Below are 16,273 nucleotides of genomic sequence, written 5' to 3' on the forward strand. Positions count from 1 at the left end.
CAATTAGCTGGCTTTGCGCTCATGCGCCTGACGGTAAGCCACCAGGTCTTCGATAGTCACTACAGCCATATTATGCTTACCGGCAAATTCGATGCACTCTGGCGCACGGGCCATGGTGCCGTCATCATTGGTCAGTTCGCACAGCACACCGGCTGGTTTAAACCCTGCCAGCGTCATCAGGTCGATGGTTGCTTCAGTATGACCACCGCGGGTCAACACGCCGCCTGCCTGAGCACGCAGCGGGAAAACGTGCCCCGGACGGTTAAGATCGGAAGGTTTTGCGCCATCCTTAATTGCCGCACGCACCGTAGTAACACGGTCTGCTGCGGAAACGCCGGTGGTTACGCCTTCTGCGGCTTCAATGGTCACGGTAAAACCGGTACCGTAAGCGCTGGTATTATTTTCCACCATCATTGGCAGATCGAGCTGTTTGCGTCGGTCTTCAGTGATGCACAGGCAAACAATACCGCTACCGTGACGGATGGTCAGCGCCATCTGTTCTACGGTCATGGTTTCTGCCGGGAAAATCATATCGCCTTCGTTTTCACGGTCTTCGTCGTCAAGCACCATTACACCGCGTCCTTCACGCAGCGCAGACAGCGCATGTTCAACACGTTCGAAAGGCGTACCAAAAGAGGAAAGTAGCGTCTGATTCATGGTAAAAAAACCTCACTAAAATTATGGTTACCAGAATCAGGGCAGTCTTAGGAGTACCGTCTAAGCGGCAAAAAAATAACGTGAGCGGGTCCATGCCCGACTGGATCGTTACTCTCTCCCATCCGGACTCTAACCGTCGGCCCCGGAATTACACCGGATCTGCTGACCTTTTTGCCGTAACAAAAAGCGCTCGCGGGCTTTCAACATCAGTTGATTTACCGCCGGTGGGGAATTTCGCCCCGCCCTGAGAATAAGCGGGTTAACTATAACGCTATTGATTACCTTCATCAACGCCTTTACTCGTCTTAGCTTCACACAATTCTGGTTTATGCCTGTGCCAGTTCGCACTACAATAGGCAGCAACACGTACCAGTTCAGGGAAACCACAATGATTGACCCGAAAAAAATTGAGCAGATTGCTCGTCAGGTTCACGAGTCGATGCCGAAAGGGATCCGCGAGTTTGGCGAAGACGTCGAGAAGAAAATTCGTCAAACGCTGCAGTCACAACTGACCCGTCTGGATCTGGTAAGCCGCGAAGAATTCGATGTACAGACTCAGGTTTTATTGCGCACGCGCGAAAAGCTGGCGCTGCTTGAGCAACGTCTGACTGAGCTTGAATCACGTGATAAAACGGCAGAAGTTAAGCCAGCCCCCGCGATCCCATCAGTTGATCCGCAAGAGTAAAAACGACAACGGGCCGCAAGGCCCGTTTTTCTGTTAGTGTTCCAGTTCTAGCTTCCGGGCTTCCGTCGCCTGCTGGCAGTACAGCGCATAGCGTTTGCAAAACCAGCTACGATGTTCTTCATCCATATTCCCGGTTATCGCCTGGATATCAATGGGATGGCCCTCAGCCTGCATCCTGGCAAAACTACGGGCCAGGAAATCGAAATTGTTCAGTGAATACATATTGCTGTTCATGAGCATACCCTCCAGTTATTGAATATCTGCTAAGGCCATATGCTTTTTCTAATTTCAGTATTTCCCTGGATACGAAGTTATTCTGTACATATTGTGCGCAAAACAACTGCGCGGGTTCACAGTTTCCGACAACTCTTCCTTATCGTACACAAGCGCCGCTGATTGACTCGCTGTTAAGTGAAATTGGATTGTCCAGCGGTTCGCTGTCAGCACTGGCCGAGCTGTTAAAATCAGTGGAAAGTAGCGCTGTGGCTCAAGAATAAAACGTAAAAATGCCGGATGGCGACGCGAAAGCGTCTTATCCGGCCTACAAACGTTACGTCACGTAGGCCGGATAAGGTGTTTACACCGCCATCCGGCAAACTTTTCAGGTGTTATTTATCGCTGTCTTTCTGGATCTTCTTGATGATATTTGTCGTGGAGCAGCCATCTTCGAAGTTCAGCACCAGCACTTCACCGCCGTTCGCCCACACCTCTTCACTACCCGCAATCTGCTCCGGCTTATAGTCGCCGCCTTTGACCAGCAGATCCGGCAGAATGCCAGCAATCAGACGCTGCGGCGTATCTTCTTCAAAAGAGACCACCCAGTCGACGGATTCCAGCGCGCCCAGTACGATCATACGCTGTTCCAGCGGGTTGACCGGACGCGTTTCACCTTTCAGACGTTTGGTCGAAGCATCGCTGTTGACCGCCACGATCAGGCGATCGCCCAGCTTGCGCGCATTCGCCAGATAGGAAACATGGCCCGCATGCAGGATGTCGAACACACCGTTGGTCATTACCACTTTCTCGCCGCGCTTGCGGGCGCTGGCAACGGCCTGTTTCAGCTCAGATTCGCTCATCACGCCAAAGCCAGTATCGGCCCGACCGCGCACGGCGTTTTCCAGTTCAATCGGAGAAACGGTAGAGGTCCCCAGCTTACCGACGACAACACCGGCTGCGGCGTTAGCAAAATAGCACGCCTCTTCCAGTGAGTTACCCGCCGCCAGCGTCGCCGCCAGCACGCCGATAACCGTATCGCCCGCACCGGTCACGTCATACACTTCCTGCGCCTGGGTCGGCATATGCAGCGGCGATTTGCCCGGTTGCAGCAACGTCATCCCCTGCTCGGATCGCGTGATCAGCAGTGCGGAAAGGTCGAAATCAGCAATCACTTTCATGCCGCGTTCAACCAGTTCATCTTCGCTTTTGCACTTGCCCGCCACCGCTTCAAACTCAGACAGGTTCGGCGTCAGCAGCGTTGCGCCACGGTAGCGTTCAAAGTCGGTTCCTTTCGGATCGATAAGCACCGGCACCCCAGCCTTACGCGCCAGAGCAATCATCTGCTGCACGCTTGCCAACGCGCCTTTGGCGTAGTCGGAGAGCACCAGAGCACCGATAGAACCCAGCGCCTGGTTAATACGCTCGTGCAGCGGCTGCGGATCCACACCTTCAAAACCTTCTTCGAAATCCAGGCGAATCAGCTGCTGGTTGCGGGAAAGCACGCGCAGTTTGGTGATCGTCGGATGGGTCGGCACGGAAACGAAATCGCATTTTACGTTCACATCCGCCAGCGTTTTGCTCAGCGCACGCGCCGCGTCGTCAATACCGGTCAGGCCCACCAGACGCGAATTCGCTCCCAGAGAGGCAATGTTCATCGCCACGTTTGCTGCGCCACCGGGACGTTCTTCGATGGTATCGACCTTCACCACCGGAACCGGCGCTTCAGGTGAAATACGGCTGGTAGGACCGTACCAGTAGCGATCCAGCATCACATCACCGACAACCATGACTCCTGCACGTTCAAACTCTGGCAGCGTTACTTTCATTCCTGTCTCCTGAGAGATTCTCTGAGGGTCTTAAAATTTGCGCGCGATAATAGCACACTTCACTCGGCAACCAGCCACTTCCGCCAGCTGTCACGCACCAGCGTACGTTCAGCGTCAAAGTGCTCCAGCGCCACATGGCCTGGAAGTTCCTGCAACGCAAGATGATGAAGTTCATCACGCAACGTCGTATAAGCACGGGTAAGCGCTAGCGCTTCCTGCTCGTCCATAATGTCGTTTTGCGCCAGTAATTCCAGAATGCGCACGTTATCCGACCAGCGCGTCAGCTTCGGTTTTTCATGCGCATAGCGCAGCACCAGATACTGCGTAATAAACTCAATATCTGTGATGCCGCCTTCATCCGCTTTGATATCAAAACGATCGCGATGCTTATTACCCAAATGGGCACGCATTTTCTCACGCATTTCGCGCACCTCGGTCTGCAAGGTTTTCCCATCACGGACGAGGGTCATGATATCGCGACGAATCGCATCAAACTGAGAGGTCAACTGCGGGTCGCCGTACACTACGCGAGCACGCACCAGAGCCTGATGCTCCCATGTCCAGGCTTCGTTACGCTGATAATCGGCAAAAGCGTCAGCTGATGTCACCAGCATCCCCGCCGCTCCTGACGGACGCAAACGCGCATCCACTTCGTACAAAATACCGGACGAAGTACGGGTACTAAAGAGGTGCATAATGCGCTGCGCCAGACGCAGATAGAACTGTCGCCCGTCAATCTCACGCTCACCGTCCGTCATCACGTCCATCGGACAGTCATGCAGGAAGATCAAATCGAGATCCGAGCTGTAACCCAACTCCCAACCGCCCAGTTTGCCATAGCCGACGACGGCAAAACCACGCCCCTCGCGTTCGCTAAGATGAGTGGGTTGACCGTAGCGCGCGACCATCTGCGTCCACGCCTGCTGGACTACCGCATCAATAATAGCTTCCGCCAGCCAGGTTAAATGGTCGCTCACCTTCATCACCGGCAGCGTACCGGCGATATCAGCCGCAGCAATACGCAGTAGCTGCGTTTGCTTAAACTGGCGCAGAGCCTCAAGTTGCTGCTCTTCGTCATCTTCCGGCACGCGCAGCAAATACTGGCGCAGCTCATCACGGTAGGCGTCCGTCGCGGTGGGTTGATACAGGGTGTTCGGATCCAGCAGTTCATCGAGCAACAGCGGATACCGCGCCAGCTGGCTGGCGACCATCGGCGAGGCCGCACAGAGCGAAATCAGATGCTTCAGCGCCCCGGGGAATTCGCTCAGCAGTTCCAGATAGGTCGTACGGGTAACAATCCCTACCAGCAGAGGGGTAATGCGCGATAGCGGGACTGAGGCATCGTCACGCGTACAGACATCGCTCAGCAGATGCGGCATTAAATGATCCAGCACCTGGCGTCCGCGTGGGCCAATGGTGCGTTTATCCAGCTCTTTGCGGAAATCAGCAATCAGAGACAGCACGCGTCGGCGATCGTCATCCGCCAGATGCGTCAGCACCGGCGTGGTGTCATCTTCCTGTAAGGCGTCCTGCCACAGTTCGCGCCACTGTTCTGAGAGCGACTCTTCCTGGCTTTCAGCTTCGTCATCGCCAATCAGCTCGTTAAATACCCGGCGCACGTTGTCCATATGATTGGCCAGCACATCAGTTAATTGCTGCCAGTCATCAACGTTCATCCCCCACGCCAGCCGCGCGCGATTCAGTTCATCGCCTGGCAGCGTTTGGGTCTGTTCATCATTGATGCTTTGCAGCAGGTTTTCCAGGCGGCGTAAATAGAGATAGGCTGCTCGCAATTGTTCCGCATCGGTATCAGACAGCAGATGCAGAGCATTGATGGCGCTAAGCGTCGGTAACAGCGAGCGGGATTGCAGCGACGGCTCGCGCCCACCGCGAATCAGCTGGAATACCTGCACGATAAATTCGATTTCACGAATACCGCCCGCCCCCAGCTTGATGTTGTCTTTCAGACCACGGCGGCGCACTTCTCGGGCAATCATCCCTTTCATGTTACGCAACGACTGGATCACGCTGAAATCGATATAGCGACGGAAAACAAAAGGCCGCAGCATGGCACGAAGCTCGCTGACGTAAGTGCCGTCGGCATCGCCCATAATGCGGGCTTTGACCATCGCATAGCGTTCCCAGTCGCGCCCTTGCTCCTGGTAATAATCCTCCAGCGCAGAGAAGCTCAGTACCAACGGACCGCTGTCACCAAACGGGCGTAAACGCATATCCACCCGATAGACAAACCCATCCATTGTGGGCTGATCTAATACCTTAATGAGCCGCTGGCCCATACGGGTAAAGAACTGGGCGTTATCCAGCTCGCGGCGCCCGCCCTGTGTGCTGCCGTGCTCTGGCCAGGCAAAAATCAGGTCGATATCGGAGGAAAAATTCAGCTCGCCGCCGCCCAGTTTCCCCATGCCTAAAATCAGCAGCGGCTGCGCCACACCTTCAGGATTACAGGGCGTACCCCATTCGCGACAGCAGGCAGCGTATAACCAGTCGCGCGCGGCGACGATCAACGTTTCAGCCAGATGGCTTAGCTGCTGCAAAATACTCTCTTCGGTCACCAGCGACAGCGTCTGTGCCCAGGAGATACGCACCATAATGCGACGGCGAAACAGGCGTAACTCACGCATCAGCGTGTTTTCATCACTAACGTCAGCCAATGTTTGCTGTAACCAGTCGGCATAGTGTTGCCATTCATCCGCCAGGGGTGGAGCGCTTTCCAGCTCAGCCAGCCATTCGGGATGGGCAACAATGCTGTCACGGACAAAATCGCTGAATGTAAGTACTGACTTCGCCTGAACGCTAAGCGAGGACTCAGATATTGCTGCTGGCAGCCGCTCAACAACGGTCGGCCAGTACTGCTGTAACGGTGAAGAGAGCTGCTTCATTTACGGGTTATCCTTTAAATGGTGCCGGATGGCGGCGTTTAGCCTTATCCGGCCTACATGACAGTTACACACATCGCGTAGGCCTGATAAGCGCAGCGCCATCAGGCATCCCGGCCTCGGCCCTGATTATCGTTTTCCGCTGTGCAGCCAGAACGGTTCCAGTGCAATTGCCTCGTTACGGAAGTGTTCAATTTCAATATATTGGTTGGCCGCAATGGCGTGGCGCAAACCCTGCCAGTTGGCGATCCATTCTGATGCGACATTTTCGTCGTAGTATCCCGCCAGCATCAGCATGCTATCAATGTTGCGCGTCAAACGTGGAAGCTGATCGGCGTACTGATCGCCCAGCGGCTGCGCAAAAGCGGTTTTCAGCTCAGCGGCATGGCGCGAAAGATGGGTATCCGAGAAACGCTTAAAGGAGTCGGCAATTTTTCCCTGCGCCTTCGCATCAAGGAACGGCTGCCATCCTTTGGTCACCAGCCATTCGGTCAGCGCCAGCTTGGCCATTGCCGTTTGCGTGCTGTAAACCGCCGAAACAGCAGAAACGTCCGACGAAATGATCGCTTCCGACTGGGTCAACAAATCACGTAAGTGAGCGCTCGCTTTTCGCGGCACATTACCGCCAAACAGCATCAGAATGTGACGCACCAGGCCCATAGCCGCCAGCACCTCGGCTTTCGCCCCTTTAACGCCGCGCACCCACAGCTCTTCATGGTACTGCCACTGTGATAATGCCAGCTCCAGCGCCGCTTCCAGCCCCTGCTCAATACTCGCTTTCGCCGGAACTTTCAAAATGCGTGTCGGTTTGAGTTCGCGCGGCGCATTCCCCTGAGCAAGGTGATAACCGCGCGCTGCTTTGCTCAAGCTACCCTGGCGTAAACCGGTTTGCGAAACCAGCTGGTTTGCCAGCTTCAGTACCGCACGGGTATCGCCGCTTAGCAGTTCAAGTTCAAGCTCACAGATAGGTTCTGCAAACTCGCCCGCTTTCACCTCCCCCAGATCGAGGGCCATTTCAATCCGGCTGCCATCAACATCAACCAACCATTTCTCACGGTAAAAATCGGTGCTGAACAACGGCTGCACTTGAGAAGCAAGTTCAGCAGGCAGCTCGCCATCAGGCCAGACTTCCGTTGGGAACAAGGTGAGGTCCAGCTCAGGCGCGTTTAGCGCAACGTTATATTCCGGCCGTTGGTGCAGTCCGCCCGTCACGCGTCCGGCAATTTTCATGGTCATTTCGTAATGACCATTTTCACCGCGAATACGCAGCCCCATATCGTGACCACGCAACCACGCATCCGGTGTTTCGTAGTAGATATTCAGCAACTGGCTGGGCGCATGATGCTCTCCCCCCAGCGTATTCAGACGTTCACGTAGCGCATCTACAGCGTCATTATTGACGATAAATTTTAATTCGATTTCCTGAGCCATGGTCTTGTACTTATGGGTTATGTCACAGTTGAGAAAACTGACTGCGAACTAAGTTCGTTATTTATGGTCAGTAGATAGTATTTTGCGCCAAATTGCCATGCAACGAGCAATTTGACGGGCGTAAAAGTTTCGAGTGGTGGCAAAAAGGACACAGATGATTCCGATTGATGTCGAATGCTTTGCGTAGAGACACTGATGCCACTACTATCGTTCCACTTTCTATGACAATAACGACAGCCTGATGCCAAAATTACGCCTGATTGGATTAACTTTATTCGCACTTAGCGCCACTGCAGTCTCTCATGCCGAAGAAAAGCGCTATGTCTCTGACGAACTGAACACCTGGGTCCGCAGCGGTCCGGGAGATAATTATCGCCTCGTGGGTACGGTTAACGCCGGCGAGGAAGTCACGCTATTACAGACCGATGCCAACACTAACTACGGCCAGGTGAAAGACAGCACCGGACGTACCGCCTGGATCCCACTGAAAGAGCTGAACAGTACGCCGAGCCTGCGTACCCGCGTTCCCGACCTGGAAAACCAGGTTAAGACCTTGACCGATAAGCTCAATAATATCGATACCACGTGGAATCAGCGCACCGCTGATATGCAGCAAAAGGTAGCGCAAAGCGACAGCGTGATCGACGGGCTGAAACAAGAAAACCAGAAGCTGAAAAACGAGCTTATCGTGGCGCAAAAGAAGGTCAGCGCAGCCAACCTTCAGCTTGATGACAAACAGCGCACCATCATCATGCAGTGGTTTATGTACGGTGGCGGCGTGTTGGGTCTTGGTCTGCTGCTCGGCCTGGTTCTGCCACACATGATCCCAAGCCGTAAACGCAAAGATCGCTGGATGAACTGAATCGCCTTCTCCGCCACACTGACATATGATTAAGGGATCATAGTTTTCAAAAGGAAAGTGGCGTGAAGATTTATCTGGTCGGTGGTGCTGTTCGGGATGCGTTATTAGGGCTACCGATTAAAGATAAAGATTGGGTTGTTGTTGGCGCCACGCCGCAAGAGATGCTCGACGCGGGCTACCAGCAGGTAGGCCGCGATTTTCCCGTGTTTCTGCATCCGCAAACCCGCGAAGAGTATGCGCTGGCGCGTACCGAACGTAAGTCAGGCTCGGGGTATACCGGATTCACCTGCTATGCCGCCGCAGATGTGACGCTGGAGGCCGATCTTCAGCGTCGTGACCTGACCATCAACGCAATCGCCCGCGATGACGACGGGGAGATTATCGACCCGTATAACGGACGCGACGATCTGGAAAACCGTCTGCTGCGCCATGTTTCATCTGCCTTTAGCGAAGATCCGCTGCGCGTGCTGCGCGTGGCGCGCTTTGCTGCCCGCTATGCGCACCTCGGTTTTCGTATTGCTGACGAAACCATGACGCTAATGCGTGACATGACCACCGCTGGTGAACTGGAGCATCTGACACCAGAGCGGGTGTGGAAAGAAACCGAAGGCGCATTAACCACCCGTAACCCACAGGTATTTTTCCAGGTCCTGCGCGACTGCGACGCACTGCGCGTCCTGTTTCCGGAAGTGGATGCTTTGTTTGGCGTTCCAGCCCCCGCACAGTGGCATCCGGAAATCGACACCGGCATTCACACGCTGATGACGCTTTCGATGGCAGCCATGTTAAGTCCGGAAGTCGACGTGCGTTTTGCTACGCTGTGCCACGATCTTGGCAAGGCATTGACGCCTAAAGCGCTGTGGCCGCGCCATCACGGCCACGGTCCGGCAGGTGTTAAGCTTGTCGAACAACTGTGCCAACGCCTGCGCGTGCCGAATGACATCCGTGATTTAGCCAAACTGGTTTCCGAGTTCCACGACCTCATTCATACCTTCCCGATCCTGCAGCCGAAAACCATCGTTAAGCTGTTTGATTCCATCGATGCCTGGCGCAAACCGCAGCGCGTGGAGCAAATCGCCCTCACCAGCGAGGCCGATGTGCGTGGGCGAACCGGTTTTGAAGCGGCAGATTATCCGCAAGGCAGACTGTTGCGCGAAGCCTGGCAGGTTGCACAGGCGGTACCAACGAAAGACGTGGTTGAAGCTGGATTCAAAGGTCAGGCAATTCGTGAAGAACTGACCCGGCGTCGCATCGCGGCGGTAGCCAGTTGGAAGGAGCAGCGGTGCCCGAAAGCGTAGACACTGCGTTGCCGGATGCGCTGTGCTTATCCGGCCTACAGGTTCGAAACGGATATAACCCGTAGGCCGGATAAGGCAGAACGCCGCCATCCGGCACCACGGTAAGACATCAGAAGAACACGACGTAAACGGCAGCCGCCACAATAAAGCGGTAAATCGCAAACGGAATGAACGAGATGCGTTTAATCAGTTGTAGGAAGGTTTTGATCGCTACCAGCGCCACGATAAACGCCGTCACAAATCCGACTGCAAACATCGGGATATCTGATGCGCTGAGGAAAGACCAGCTCTTGTAGAGATCCAGCGCCGTCGCGCCCATCATCATCGGTACGGCCAGCAGGAAGGAGAATTCAGAGGCCGCGTAACGACTCACGCCCATCAGCATGCCGCCAGAAATCGTCGCCCCGGAGCGAGAAAAACCCGGCCACAGCGCCAGACACTGGAAACAGCCAATCATAAACGCCTGGCGATAGGTCATATCATCCAGACCCGGCGCACGCGGCTCTTTCGGCTTCAGGCATTCTGCGGCAATCAGCAGTACACCACCCACCACCAGCGCATACATCACGTTGATCGGGTTAAACAGCGATTTGATGGTGTCGTGGAAGATTAGCCCCAGTACCACGGCTGGAATCATCCCCAACAGGATATGTCCCAGCGTCAACCGACCTTTGCCAGAGCCTTCATGCGGAGCCTTGCCGAAGTGAATGCCGATCAAGCCAAACAGACGTCGCCAGAACATCACCACCACCGCCAGAATAGAGCCCAGTTGAATCACCACTTCAAATGTTTTTGCAGTGTCACCCTCAAAACCCAGCAGGTGGCCAACAATAATCATATGGCCAGTACTGGAAACGGGTAAAAATTCCGTCAATCCTTCGACCACACCCAAAATTGCCGCCACCAGCAGCGAGTGCATATCACTCATTAATAAACCCCTAGATAGAGAAACCACGGCAAAAAAGAGCCGACGAAAGGACCCTTTTATACCCGTTTGTTTTAGAAATTATTAAATTAATTATTTTCTTTCAGATTATTGCCACGCTCAATGATAACCCCGACGTTCGCCGCACGGGCTACCGCGCCAGGTTTACTGAGTTTGATCCGTACCCAGGGAGAATTAAAGCGGCTAAGCAGCAGATCCGCCACCTCTTCCGCAACCCGTTCTACCAGCGCAAAGCGCCCACCTTCCACATGATTAACAACCGTTTGAGCAATATCAGCATAGCTCAGGCAATCAGCCACATCATCGCTTTTAGCCGATTTGCGGTTATCCCATGCCATTTCGATATCGAACACCAACCGTTGTTCGATCGTTTGTTCCCAGTCGTAAACACCAATAGTGGTGATTACAGAAAGTTGCTCTATAAATACAATATCCATCACGACCTGCCTGCTTTTTGGCTAACCCGGATACCACTTCCGGCGAAATATGCGTATTATCCACAGAAGTAGCGTTTTACACGACATTTTCAAAACGGAACAGCTTATGAGTGCAATCGCGCCTGGAATGATTATCTTCGCGTACCTCTGTGGCTCAATTTCCAGTGCTATTCTGGTATGCCGCCTTGCTGGATTGCCGGACCCGCGCGACAGCGGCTCTGGGAATCCGGGCGCGACAAACGTGCTGCGCATCGGTGGCAAGGGAGCCGCCGTCGCGGTACTGATTTTCGACGTCCTGAAAGGTATGTTACCCGTCTGGGGTGCCTATGCGCTAGGCGTCAGCCCCTTCTGGCTGGGATTGATCGCAATCGCCGCCTGTCTGGGCCACATTTGGCCGGTATTCTTCGGCTTTAAAGGTGGGAAAGGCGTTGCCACCGCTTTTGGCGCGATTGCGCCGATTGGTTGGGACTTAACCGGCGTGATGGCCGGGACCTGGCTGCTGACCGTCCTGTTGAGCGGCTACTCGTCGTTAGGCGCTATCGTCAGCGCGTTGATCGCCCCTTTTTACGTCTGGTGGTTCAATCCCCAGTTCACTTTCCCGGTGTCCATGCTGTCGTGCTTAATTCTGCTTCGTCACCATGACAACATTCAGCGTCTGTGGCGTCGTCAGGAGCCGAAGATCTGGACCAAGTTGAAGAAAAAACGCGAACGAGACCCCGAGTGATTTTATTGTCGGATAGCGACGCAACGGCGTCTTATCCGGCGTGGGGGATGTGATACCCCTCCACCGGTTTGCCTAATCGGTTTTGACACCACGTCGCCAGAAATTCCACGCACACGCGCAGCTTCACGCTGCGATACAGCGGCTCCTGATAAACCGCCCAGATATTAGCGCTCTGCGCATAGTCCGGCAGCACACGCACCAGTTCACCGCTGGCCAGAAACGGCTGCACATCCCATTCAGAACGCAGCATGATCCCTTTTCCCTGTAGCGCCCACTGCAACACAATCTCACCGCTGTTAGAGGAAAGATGTCCCGCCACCTTGACCGACTTTTTCTCCTGACCATTGTCCAGTTCCCACACCCCGTGAGTCATATCGCGTTCTTTGGTGACCAGACAATCATGACGACTTAATTCCTGTAACGTCATCGGCTCACCGTATTTTTGTAAGTACGGTGGGGCCGCACACAATATTCTTTTGTTTTTCGTTAACAAATGCGCAATATAATAATCCGGTATCTCGTCATTAATACGAATATCCAAATCGATATTATCCTGTGCCAAATCAATTTGCCGATCGTAAAGCTCAAAATGCACCTGTAATTCAGGGTAGCTATGCATCAATTCGGTAATTGCCGGTGCAATATAACTGCGCCCAAAGCCAAAACTACAGCCGATACGAATCATCCCTGCCGGGCGCGTTTTGAGTTGCGTGACGTCATCGACCAGATGCTGATAGCCCGCGAGGATCGCCTGCGCATGTTCATAGCAACGTTGACCACTCTCCGTGAGCGCTACACCACGCGCAGAGCGGCTTAGCAGCGTCGTCCCCAGCGCGGACTCTAGGATCTGAATGCGTTTCGTCACAAACGCCGGCGTTTGCCCCAGCGTCGCGGCGGCGGCGCTGAAGCTGCCGCTATGCACAATTTCAACCAACACCTGCAGGTCTTTCGCAAGGGGATATGTGTTCAGCATGATCGGTCTATCCGTAATGTTGTTCACCGCAGTGTAATTCTCTCATGCGTCTTAAACCCTGCCTTTGCGCAATTTTTATTGCCTTATCCGGACATCATTCACGAACTGTTAATTAGATATTCACAGTGGCAAATAATATTAATCCACATTTTTAGTGGTAGTTTGTGGCGGAGAATTTATTTCCAGATAAATAAAAGAACTGGAGTTAACAAGATGAGCAATCAAAATAACCAAAATGCGATAAATACGCTGACGAACATTGTCGCTGATTTTACCGCCATGATTTCTACCCGCATGCCCGATGACGTCGTGGATAAATTAAAACAGTTGCGTGAAGGCGAAACCTCGCCGATGGGTAAAATCATCTACCACACCATGTTTGACAACATGCAGAAAGCTATCGACCTGAACCGCCCAGCCTGTCAGGACACCGGCGAGATTATGTTCTTCGTGAAGGTCGGTTCCCGTTTTCCGCTCCTCGGCGAACTGCAAAGCATTCTGAAGCAGGCCGTTGAAGACGCCACGGTAAAAGCGCCTCTGCGCCATAACGCGGTCGAGATTTTTGACGAAGTGAATACCGGCAAAAATACAGGTACCGGTGTGCCGTGGGTCACCTGGGACATCATCCCCGATAACGATGACGCGGAAATCGAAGTCTACATGGCAGGCGGCGGCTGTACGCTACCGGGACGCTCGAAAGTGTTAATGCCTTCTGAGGGCTACGAAGGTGTGGTGAAATTTGTTTTTGAAAATATCTCCACGCTGGCAGTCAACGCCTGTCCGCCAGTGCTGGTGGGCGTAGGTATTGCCACCTCCGTAGAAACCGCCGCCGTTCTTTCTCGTAAAGCGGTGCTGCGCCCTATCGGCTCACGTCATCCGAATCCGAAAGCGGCCGAACTGGAACTGCGTCTGGAAGAAGGACTTAACCGTCTGGGCATTGGTCCACAAGGATTGACCGGTAATAGCTCGGTGATGGGCGTGCATATCGAATCCGCCGCGCGCCACCCGTCGACTATCGGCGTTGCCGTCTCTACCGGCTGCTGGGCCCACCGTCGCGGCACGCTATTGGTTCATGCTGACCTCTCCTTCGAAAACCTGTCTCACACCCGGAGCGCGTTATGAAAAAGATCCTCACAACCCCGATCAAAGCCGAAGATCTGGCAGACATTCGCGTTGGCGATGTCATTTACCTGACCGGTACGCTGGTGACCTGCCGTGACGTTTGCCACCGCCGCCTGATCGAACTGAAGCGCCCGATTCCTTATGACCTGAACGGCAAAGCCATTTTCCACGCGGGCCCGATCGTACGTAAGAACGGTGATAAATGGGAAATGGTTTCCGTCGGCCCAACCACCAGCATGCGTATGGAAGCGTTTGAGAAAGACTTTATCGAACAGACTGGCGTCAAACTGGTGGTCGGCAAGGGCGGCATGGGACCGCTGACGGAAGAAGGTTGCAAGCAGTTTAAAGCGCTGCACGTCATCTTCCCGGCAGGCTGCGCGGTCGTGGCGGCAACCCAGGTTAAGGAGATCGAAGAGGTGCACTGGACGGAACTCGGCATGCCGGAGTCCCTGTGGGTGTGTCGGGTAAAAGAGTTCGGCCCGCTGATCGTTTCCATCGATACCCACGGCAATAACCTGATCGCTGAAAACAAAAAGCTGTTCGCTGAACGTCGCGACCCTATCGTCGATGAAATCTGCGAGCACGTGCATTACATCAAATAACCCTCCCGGAGAGGCGCTACGCCTCTCCTCTTTCGTAGGGATACAACAATGGCACCTTTAGCTGGTTGGTGGCGATACCTGGCTCCGCTGGTGGTCATCGCCATTATTGCTGTTCTACCCGTCCCCACCGGTCTTGAGAGCCACACCTGGCTCTATTTTGCCGTCTTTACCGGTGTGATTGTCGGGCTTATTCTGGAACCTGTACCGGGCGCGGTAGTGGCGATGATTGGCATTTCGATCATCGCCGTCCTTTCTCCGTGGCTGCTGTTCAGCCCGGAGCAACTCGCGCAGGACGGTTTTAAATTTACCGCCAAATCGCTGTCGTGGGCGGTATCTGGCTTTTCAAACTCGGTCATCTGGCTGATCTTCGCGGCCTTTATGTTTGGCACGGGCTATGAGAAAACCGGACTCGGTCGGCGAATCGCGCTGATGCTGGTGAAAAAGATGGGGCATAGGACGCTGTTTCTCGGCTATGCAGTGATGTTCTCCGAACTTATCCTCGCTCCCGTCACACCTTCCAACTCCGCCCGTGGGGCCGGAATAATCTACCCGATTATCCGCAACCTGCCGCCGCTGTATAACTCACAACCCAATAGCGCCAGTTCACGCTCTATTGGCTCGTACATCATGTGGATGGGCATTGTCGCTGACTGCGTTACCAGCGCCATTTTCTTAACGGCAATGGCGCCGAACCTGCTGTTGATCGGTCTGATGAAAGGCGCATCCCACACCGCGCTGAGCTGAGGTGACTGGTTCTTAGGCATGCTGCCGCTGAGCATTTTACTGGTGCTGATCGTGCCGTGGCTGGCGTACGTGTTATATCCACCGGAGCTGAAATCCGGCGATCAGGTTCCACGCTGGGCGGATACTGAACTAAAAGCGATGGGACCGCTCTGCGCTCGCGAGAAAAAGATGCTGGTGCTGATGGTCGGCGCGCTGGTGCTGTGGATCTTCGGCGGCGATTATATTGACGCCGCGATGGTCGGATACAGCGTGGTGGCGTTGATGCTGGTACTGCGCATCATTAGCTGGGATGACATCGTCAGCAATAAAGCCGCATGGAACGTCTTTTTCTGGCTGGCCTCGCTGATCACGCTGGCCACCGGGCTCAATAACACCGGTTTTATTACCTGGTTCGGCAAGCTGCTGGCAAACGGGCTGAGCGGTTATTCCCCGATGATGGTGATGGTAGCACTGATCGTGGTGTTCTATCTGCTGCGTTACTTCTTTGCCAGCGCCACAGCCTATACCTCCGCCCTCGCACCGATGATGATTGCCGCCGCGCTGGCAATGCCGGAAATCCCGCTACCGGTCTTCTGCCTGATGGTTGGCGCCGCCATTGGTCTGGGCAGCATTCTGACCCCGTACGCCACCGGCCCTAGCCCTATCTACTACGGCAGCGGCTATTTACCAACGGTGGATTACTGGCGACTCGGTGCTATTTTTGGCCTGATTTTCCTCGTGCTGCTGGTGATTACCGGTCTGGTCTGGATGCCCCTCGTTTTACTGTAAGACTCTGGTGGGGCGGCGTATTGCCGCCCCTTTATCCATAAGCTTCTCATATGATCGATTTCCCGATGCGCTGAGGCATACTTTT

At 54.2% G+C, this 16,273-nt stretch carries 14 protein-coding genes, 2 pseudogenes and 1 riboswitch; of the genes and pseudogenes, 8 read left to right on the forward strand and 8 right to left on the reverse strand.

The genetic code is table 11. From position 1 onward, the window contains the following. Positions 1 to 3: 3 nt before the first annotated feature. Positions 4 to 657: a 3,4-dihydroxy-2-butanone-4-phosphate synthase gene (ribB, locus tag SK38_RS18795; RefSeq protein WP_003828424.1), complete on the reverse strand. Its 654-nt coding sequence runs from the start codon at positions 655 to 657 to the stop codon at positions 4 to 6. 106 nt (positions 658 to 763) lie between these two features. After that, a riboswitch (FMN riboswitch) is annotated at positions 764 to 913 on the reverse strand. A 132-nt stretch (positions 914 to 1,045) separates the two neighbouring features. Here ribB and ubiK point away from each other — a divergent pair. Next, positions 1,046 to 1,342: a ubiquinone biosynthesis accessory factor UbiK gene (gene ubiK, locus SK38_RS18800; protein WP_048215526.1), complete on the forward strand. Its 297-nt coding sequence runs from the start codon at positions 1,046 to 1,048 to the stop codon at positions 1,340 to 1,342. A gap of 33 nt (positions 1,343 to 1,375) precedes the next feature. On the opposite strand, the gene glgS is transcribed toward ubiK, so the two are convergent. Next, positions 1,376 to 1,582: a cell surface composition regulator GlgS gene (gene glgS / locus SK38_RS18805; protein WP_008785836.1), complete on the reverse strand. Its 207-nt coding sequence runs from the start codon at positions 1,580 to 1,582 to the stop codon at positions 1,376 to 1,378. A 128-nt stretch (positions 1,583 to 1,710) separates the two neighbouring features. Here glgS and SK38_RS25255 point away from each other — a divergent pair. Next, positions 1,711 to 1,839, forward strand: a pseudogene (locus SK38_RS25255) (hypothetical protein); the annotation flags it as partial. 111 nt (positions 1,840 to 1,950) lie between these two features. On the opposite strand, the gene hldE reads toward SK38_RS25255, so the two are convergent. The 3 genes from hldE to SK38_RS18820 form a co-directional block, all read right to left on the reverse strand. Then, positions 1,951 to 3,384: a bifunctional D-glycero-beta-D-manno-heptose-7-phosphate kinase/D-glycero-beta-D-manno-heptose 1-phosphate adenylyltransferase HldE gene (gene hldE, locus SK38_RS18810; RefSeq protein WP_048215525.1), complete on the reverse strand. Its 1,434-nt coding sequence runs from the start codon at positions 3,382 to 3,384 to the stop codon at positions 1,951 to 1,953. Positions 3,385 to 3,443: 59 nt separating this feature from the next. Continuing rightward, positions 3,444 to 6,284 carry a bifunctional [glutamate--ammonia ligase]-adenylyl-L-tyrosine phosphorylase/[glutamate--ammonia-ligase] adenylyltransferase gene (glnE, locus tag SK38_RS18815; RefSeq protein ID WP_048236781.1) on the reverse strand — a complete coding sequence of 947 codons (2,841 nt, stop codon included), beginning with the start codon at positions 6,282 to 6,284 and terminating at the stop codon, positions 3,444 to 3,446. A 126-nt stretch (positions 6,285 to 6,410) separates the two neighbouring features. Further along, positions 6,411 to 7,712: a CYTH domain-containing protein gene (locus SK38_RS18820; protein WP_048236782.1), complete on the reverse strand. Its 1,302-nt coding sequence runs from the start codon at positions 7,710 to 7,712 to the stop codon at positions 6,411 to 6,413. A gap of 241 nt (positions 7,713 to 7,953) precedes the next feature. Here SK38_RS18820 and SK38_RS18825 point away from each other — a divergent pair, with 241 nt between their 5' ends. After that, positions 7,954 to 8,574: a TIGR04211 family SH3 domain-containing protein gene (locus SK38_RS18825; protein WP_048236784.1), complete on the forward strand. Its 621-nt coding sequence runs from the start codon at positions 7,954 to 7,956 to the stop codon at positions 8,572 to 8,574. A gap of 62 nt (positions 8,575 to 8,636) precedes the next feature. Then, the gene (locus tag SK38_RS18830; RefSeq protein ID WP_048215522.1) at positions 8,637 to 9,872 is read left to right on the forward strand and encodes a multifunctional CCA addition/repair protein; all 1,236 of its coding nucleotides are present in this window, start codon (positions 8,637 to 8,639) and stop codon (positions 9,870 to 9,872) included. A gap of 109 nt (positions 9,873 to 9,981) precedes the next feature. Here SK38_RS18830 and bacA read toward each other — a convergent pair whose 3' ends face one another. Both bacA and folB read right to left on the reverse strand, forming a co-directional pair. Continuing rightward, the gene (bacA, locus tag SK38_RS18835) at positions 9,982 to 10,800 is read right to left on the reverse strand and encodes an undecaprenyl-diphosphate phosphatase (RefSeq protein ID WP_048236785.1); all 819 of its coding nucleotides are present in this window, start codon (positions 10,798 to 10,800) and stop codon (positions 9,982 to 9,984) included. 86 nt (positions 10,801 to 10,886) lie between these two features. Then, entirely contained in the window at positions 10,887 to 11,255 is a 369-nt protein-coding gene (folB, locus tag SK38_RS18840; protein WP_003024659.1) for a bifunctional dihydroneopterin aldolase/7,8-dihydroneopterin epimerase, read from the reverse strand. 106 nt (positions 11,256 to 11,361) lie between these two features. On the opposite strand from folB, the gene plsY reads away from it, so the two are divergent. Then, complete coding sequence (plsY, locus tag SK38_RS18845) at positions 11,362 to 11,979, forward strand: glycerol-3-phosphate 1-O-acyltransferase PlsY (protein WP_003828443.1); 618 nt, start codon at positions 11,362 to 11,364, stop codon at positions 11,977 to 11,979. A gap of 31 nt (positions 11,980 to 12,010) precedes the next feature. Here plsY and ttdR read toward each other — a convergent pair whose 3' ends face one another. Continuing rightward, positions 12,011 to 12,952: an L-tartrate utilization transcriptional activator TtdR gene (gene ttdR, locus SK38_RS18850; protein ID WP_048236787.1), complete on the reverse strand. Its 942-nt coding sequence runs from the start codon at positions 12,950 to 12,952 to the stop codon at positions 12,011 to 12,013. Between the two features lie 213 nt (positions 12,953 to 13,165). Here ttdR and ttdA point away from each other — a divergent pair, with 213 nt between their 5' ends. The 3 genes and pseudogenes from ttdA to SK38_RS18865 all read left to right on the forward strand — a co-directional run bounded on the left by ttdA (position 13,166) and on the right by SK38_RS18865 (position 16,188). Further along, positions 13,166 to 14,074: a L(+)-tartrate dehydratase subunit alpha gene (gene ttdA / locus SK38_RS18855; RefSeq protein WP_003828445.1), complete on the forward strand. Its 909-nt coding sequence runs from the start codon at positions 13,166 to 13,168 to the stop codon at positions 14,072 to 14,074. Next, the gene (ttdB, locus tag SK38_RS18860) at positions 14,071 to 14,676 is read left to right on the forward strand and encodes a L(+)-tartrate dehydratase subunit beta (protein ID WP_048236788.1); all 606 of its coding nucleotides are present in this window, start codon (positions 14,071 to 14,073) and stop codon (positions 14,674 to 14,676) included. The genes ttdA and ttdB overlap by 4 nt, the downstream gene beginning before the upstream one ends. A 48-nt stretch (positions 14,677 to 14,724) precedes the next feature. Next, positions 14,725 to 16,188, forward strand: a pseudogene (locus tag SK38_RS18865) (anion permease). Positions 16,189 to 16,273: the final 85 nt, after the last annotated feature.

This window comes from Citrobacter sp. MGH110 (genome assembly GCF_001037515.1).
GTDB classification, from domain to species: domain Bacteria; phylum Pseudomonadota; class Gammaproteobacteria; order Enterobacterales; family Enterobacteriaceae; genus Citrobacter; species Citrobacter portucalensis.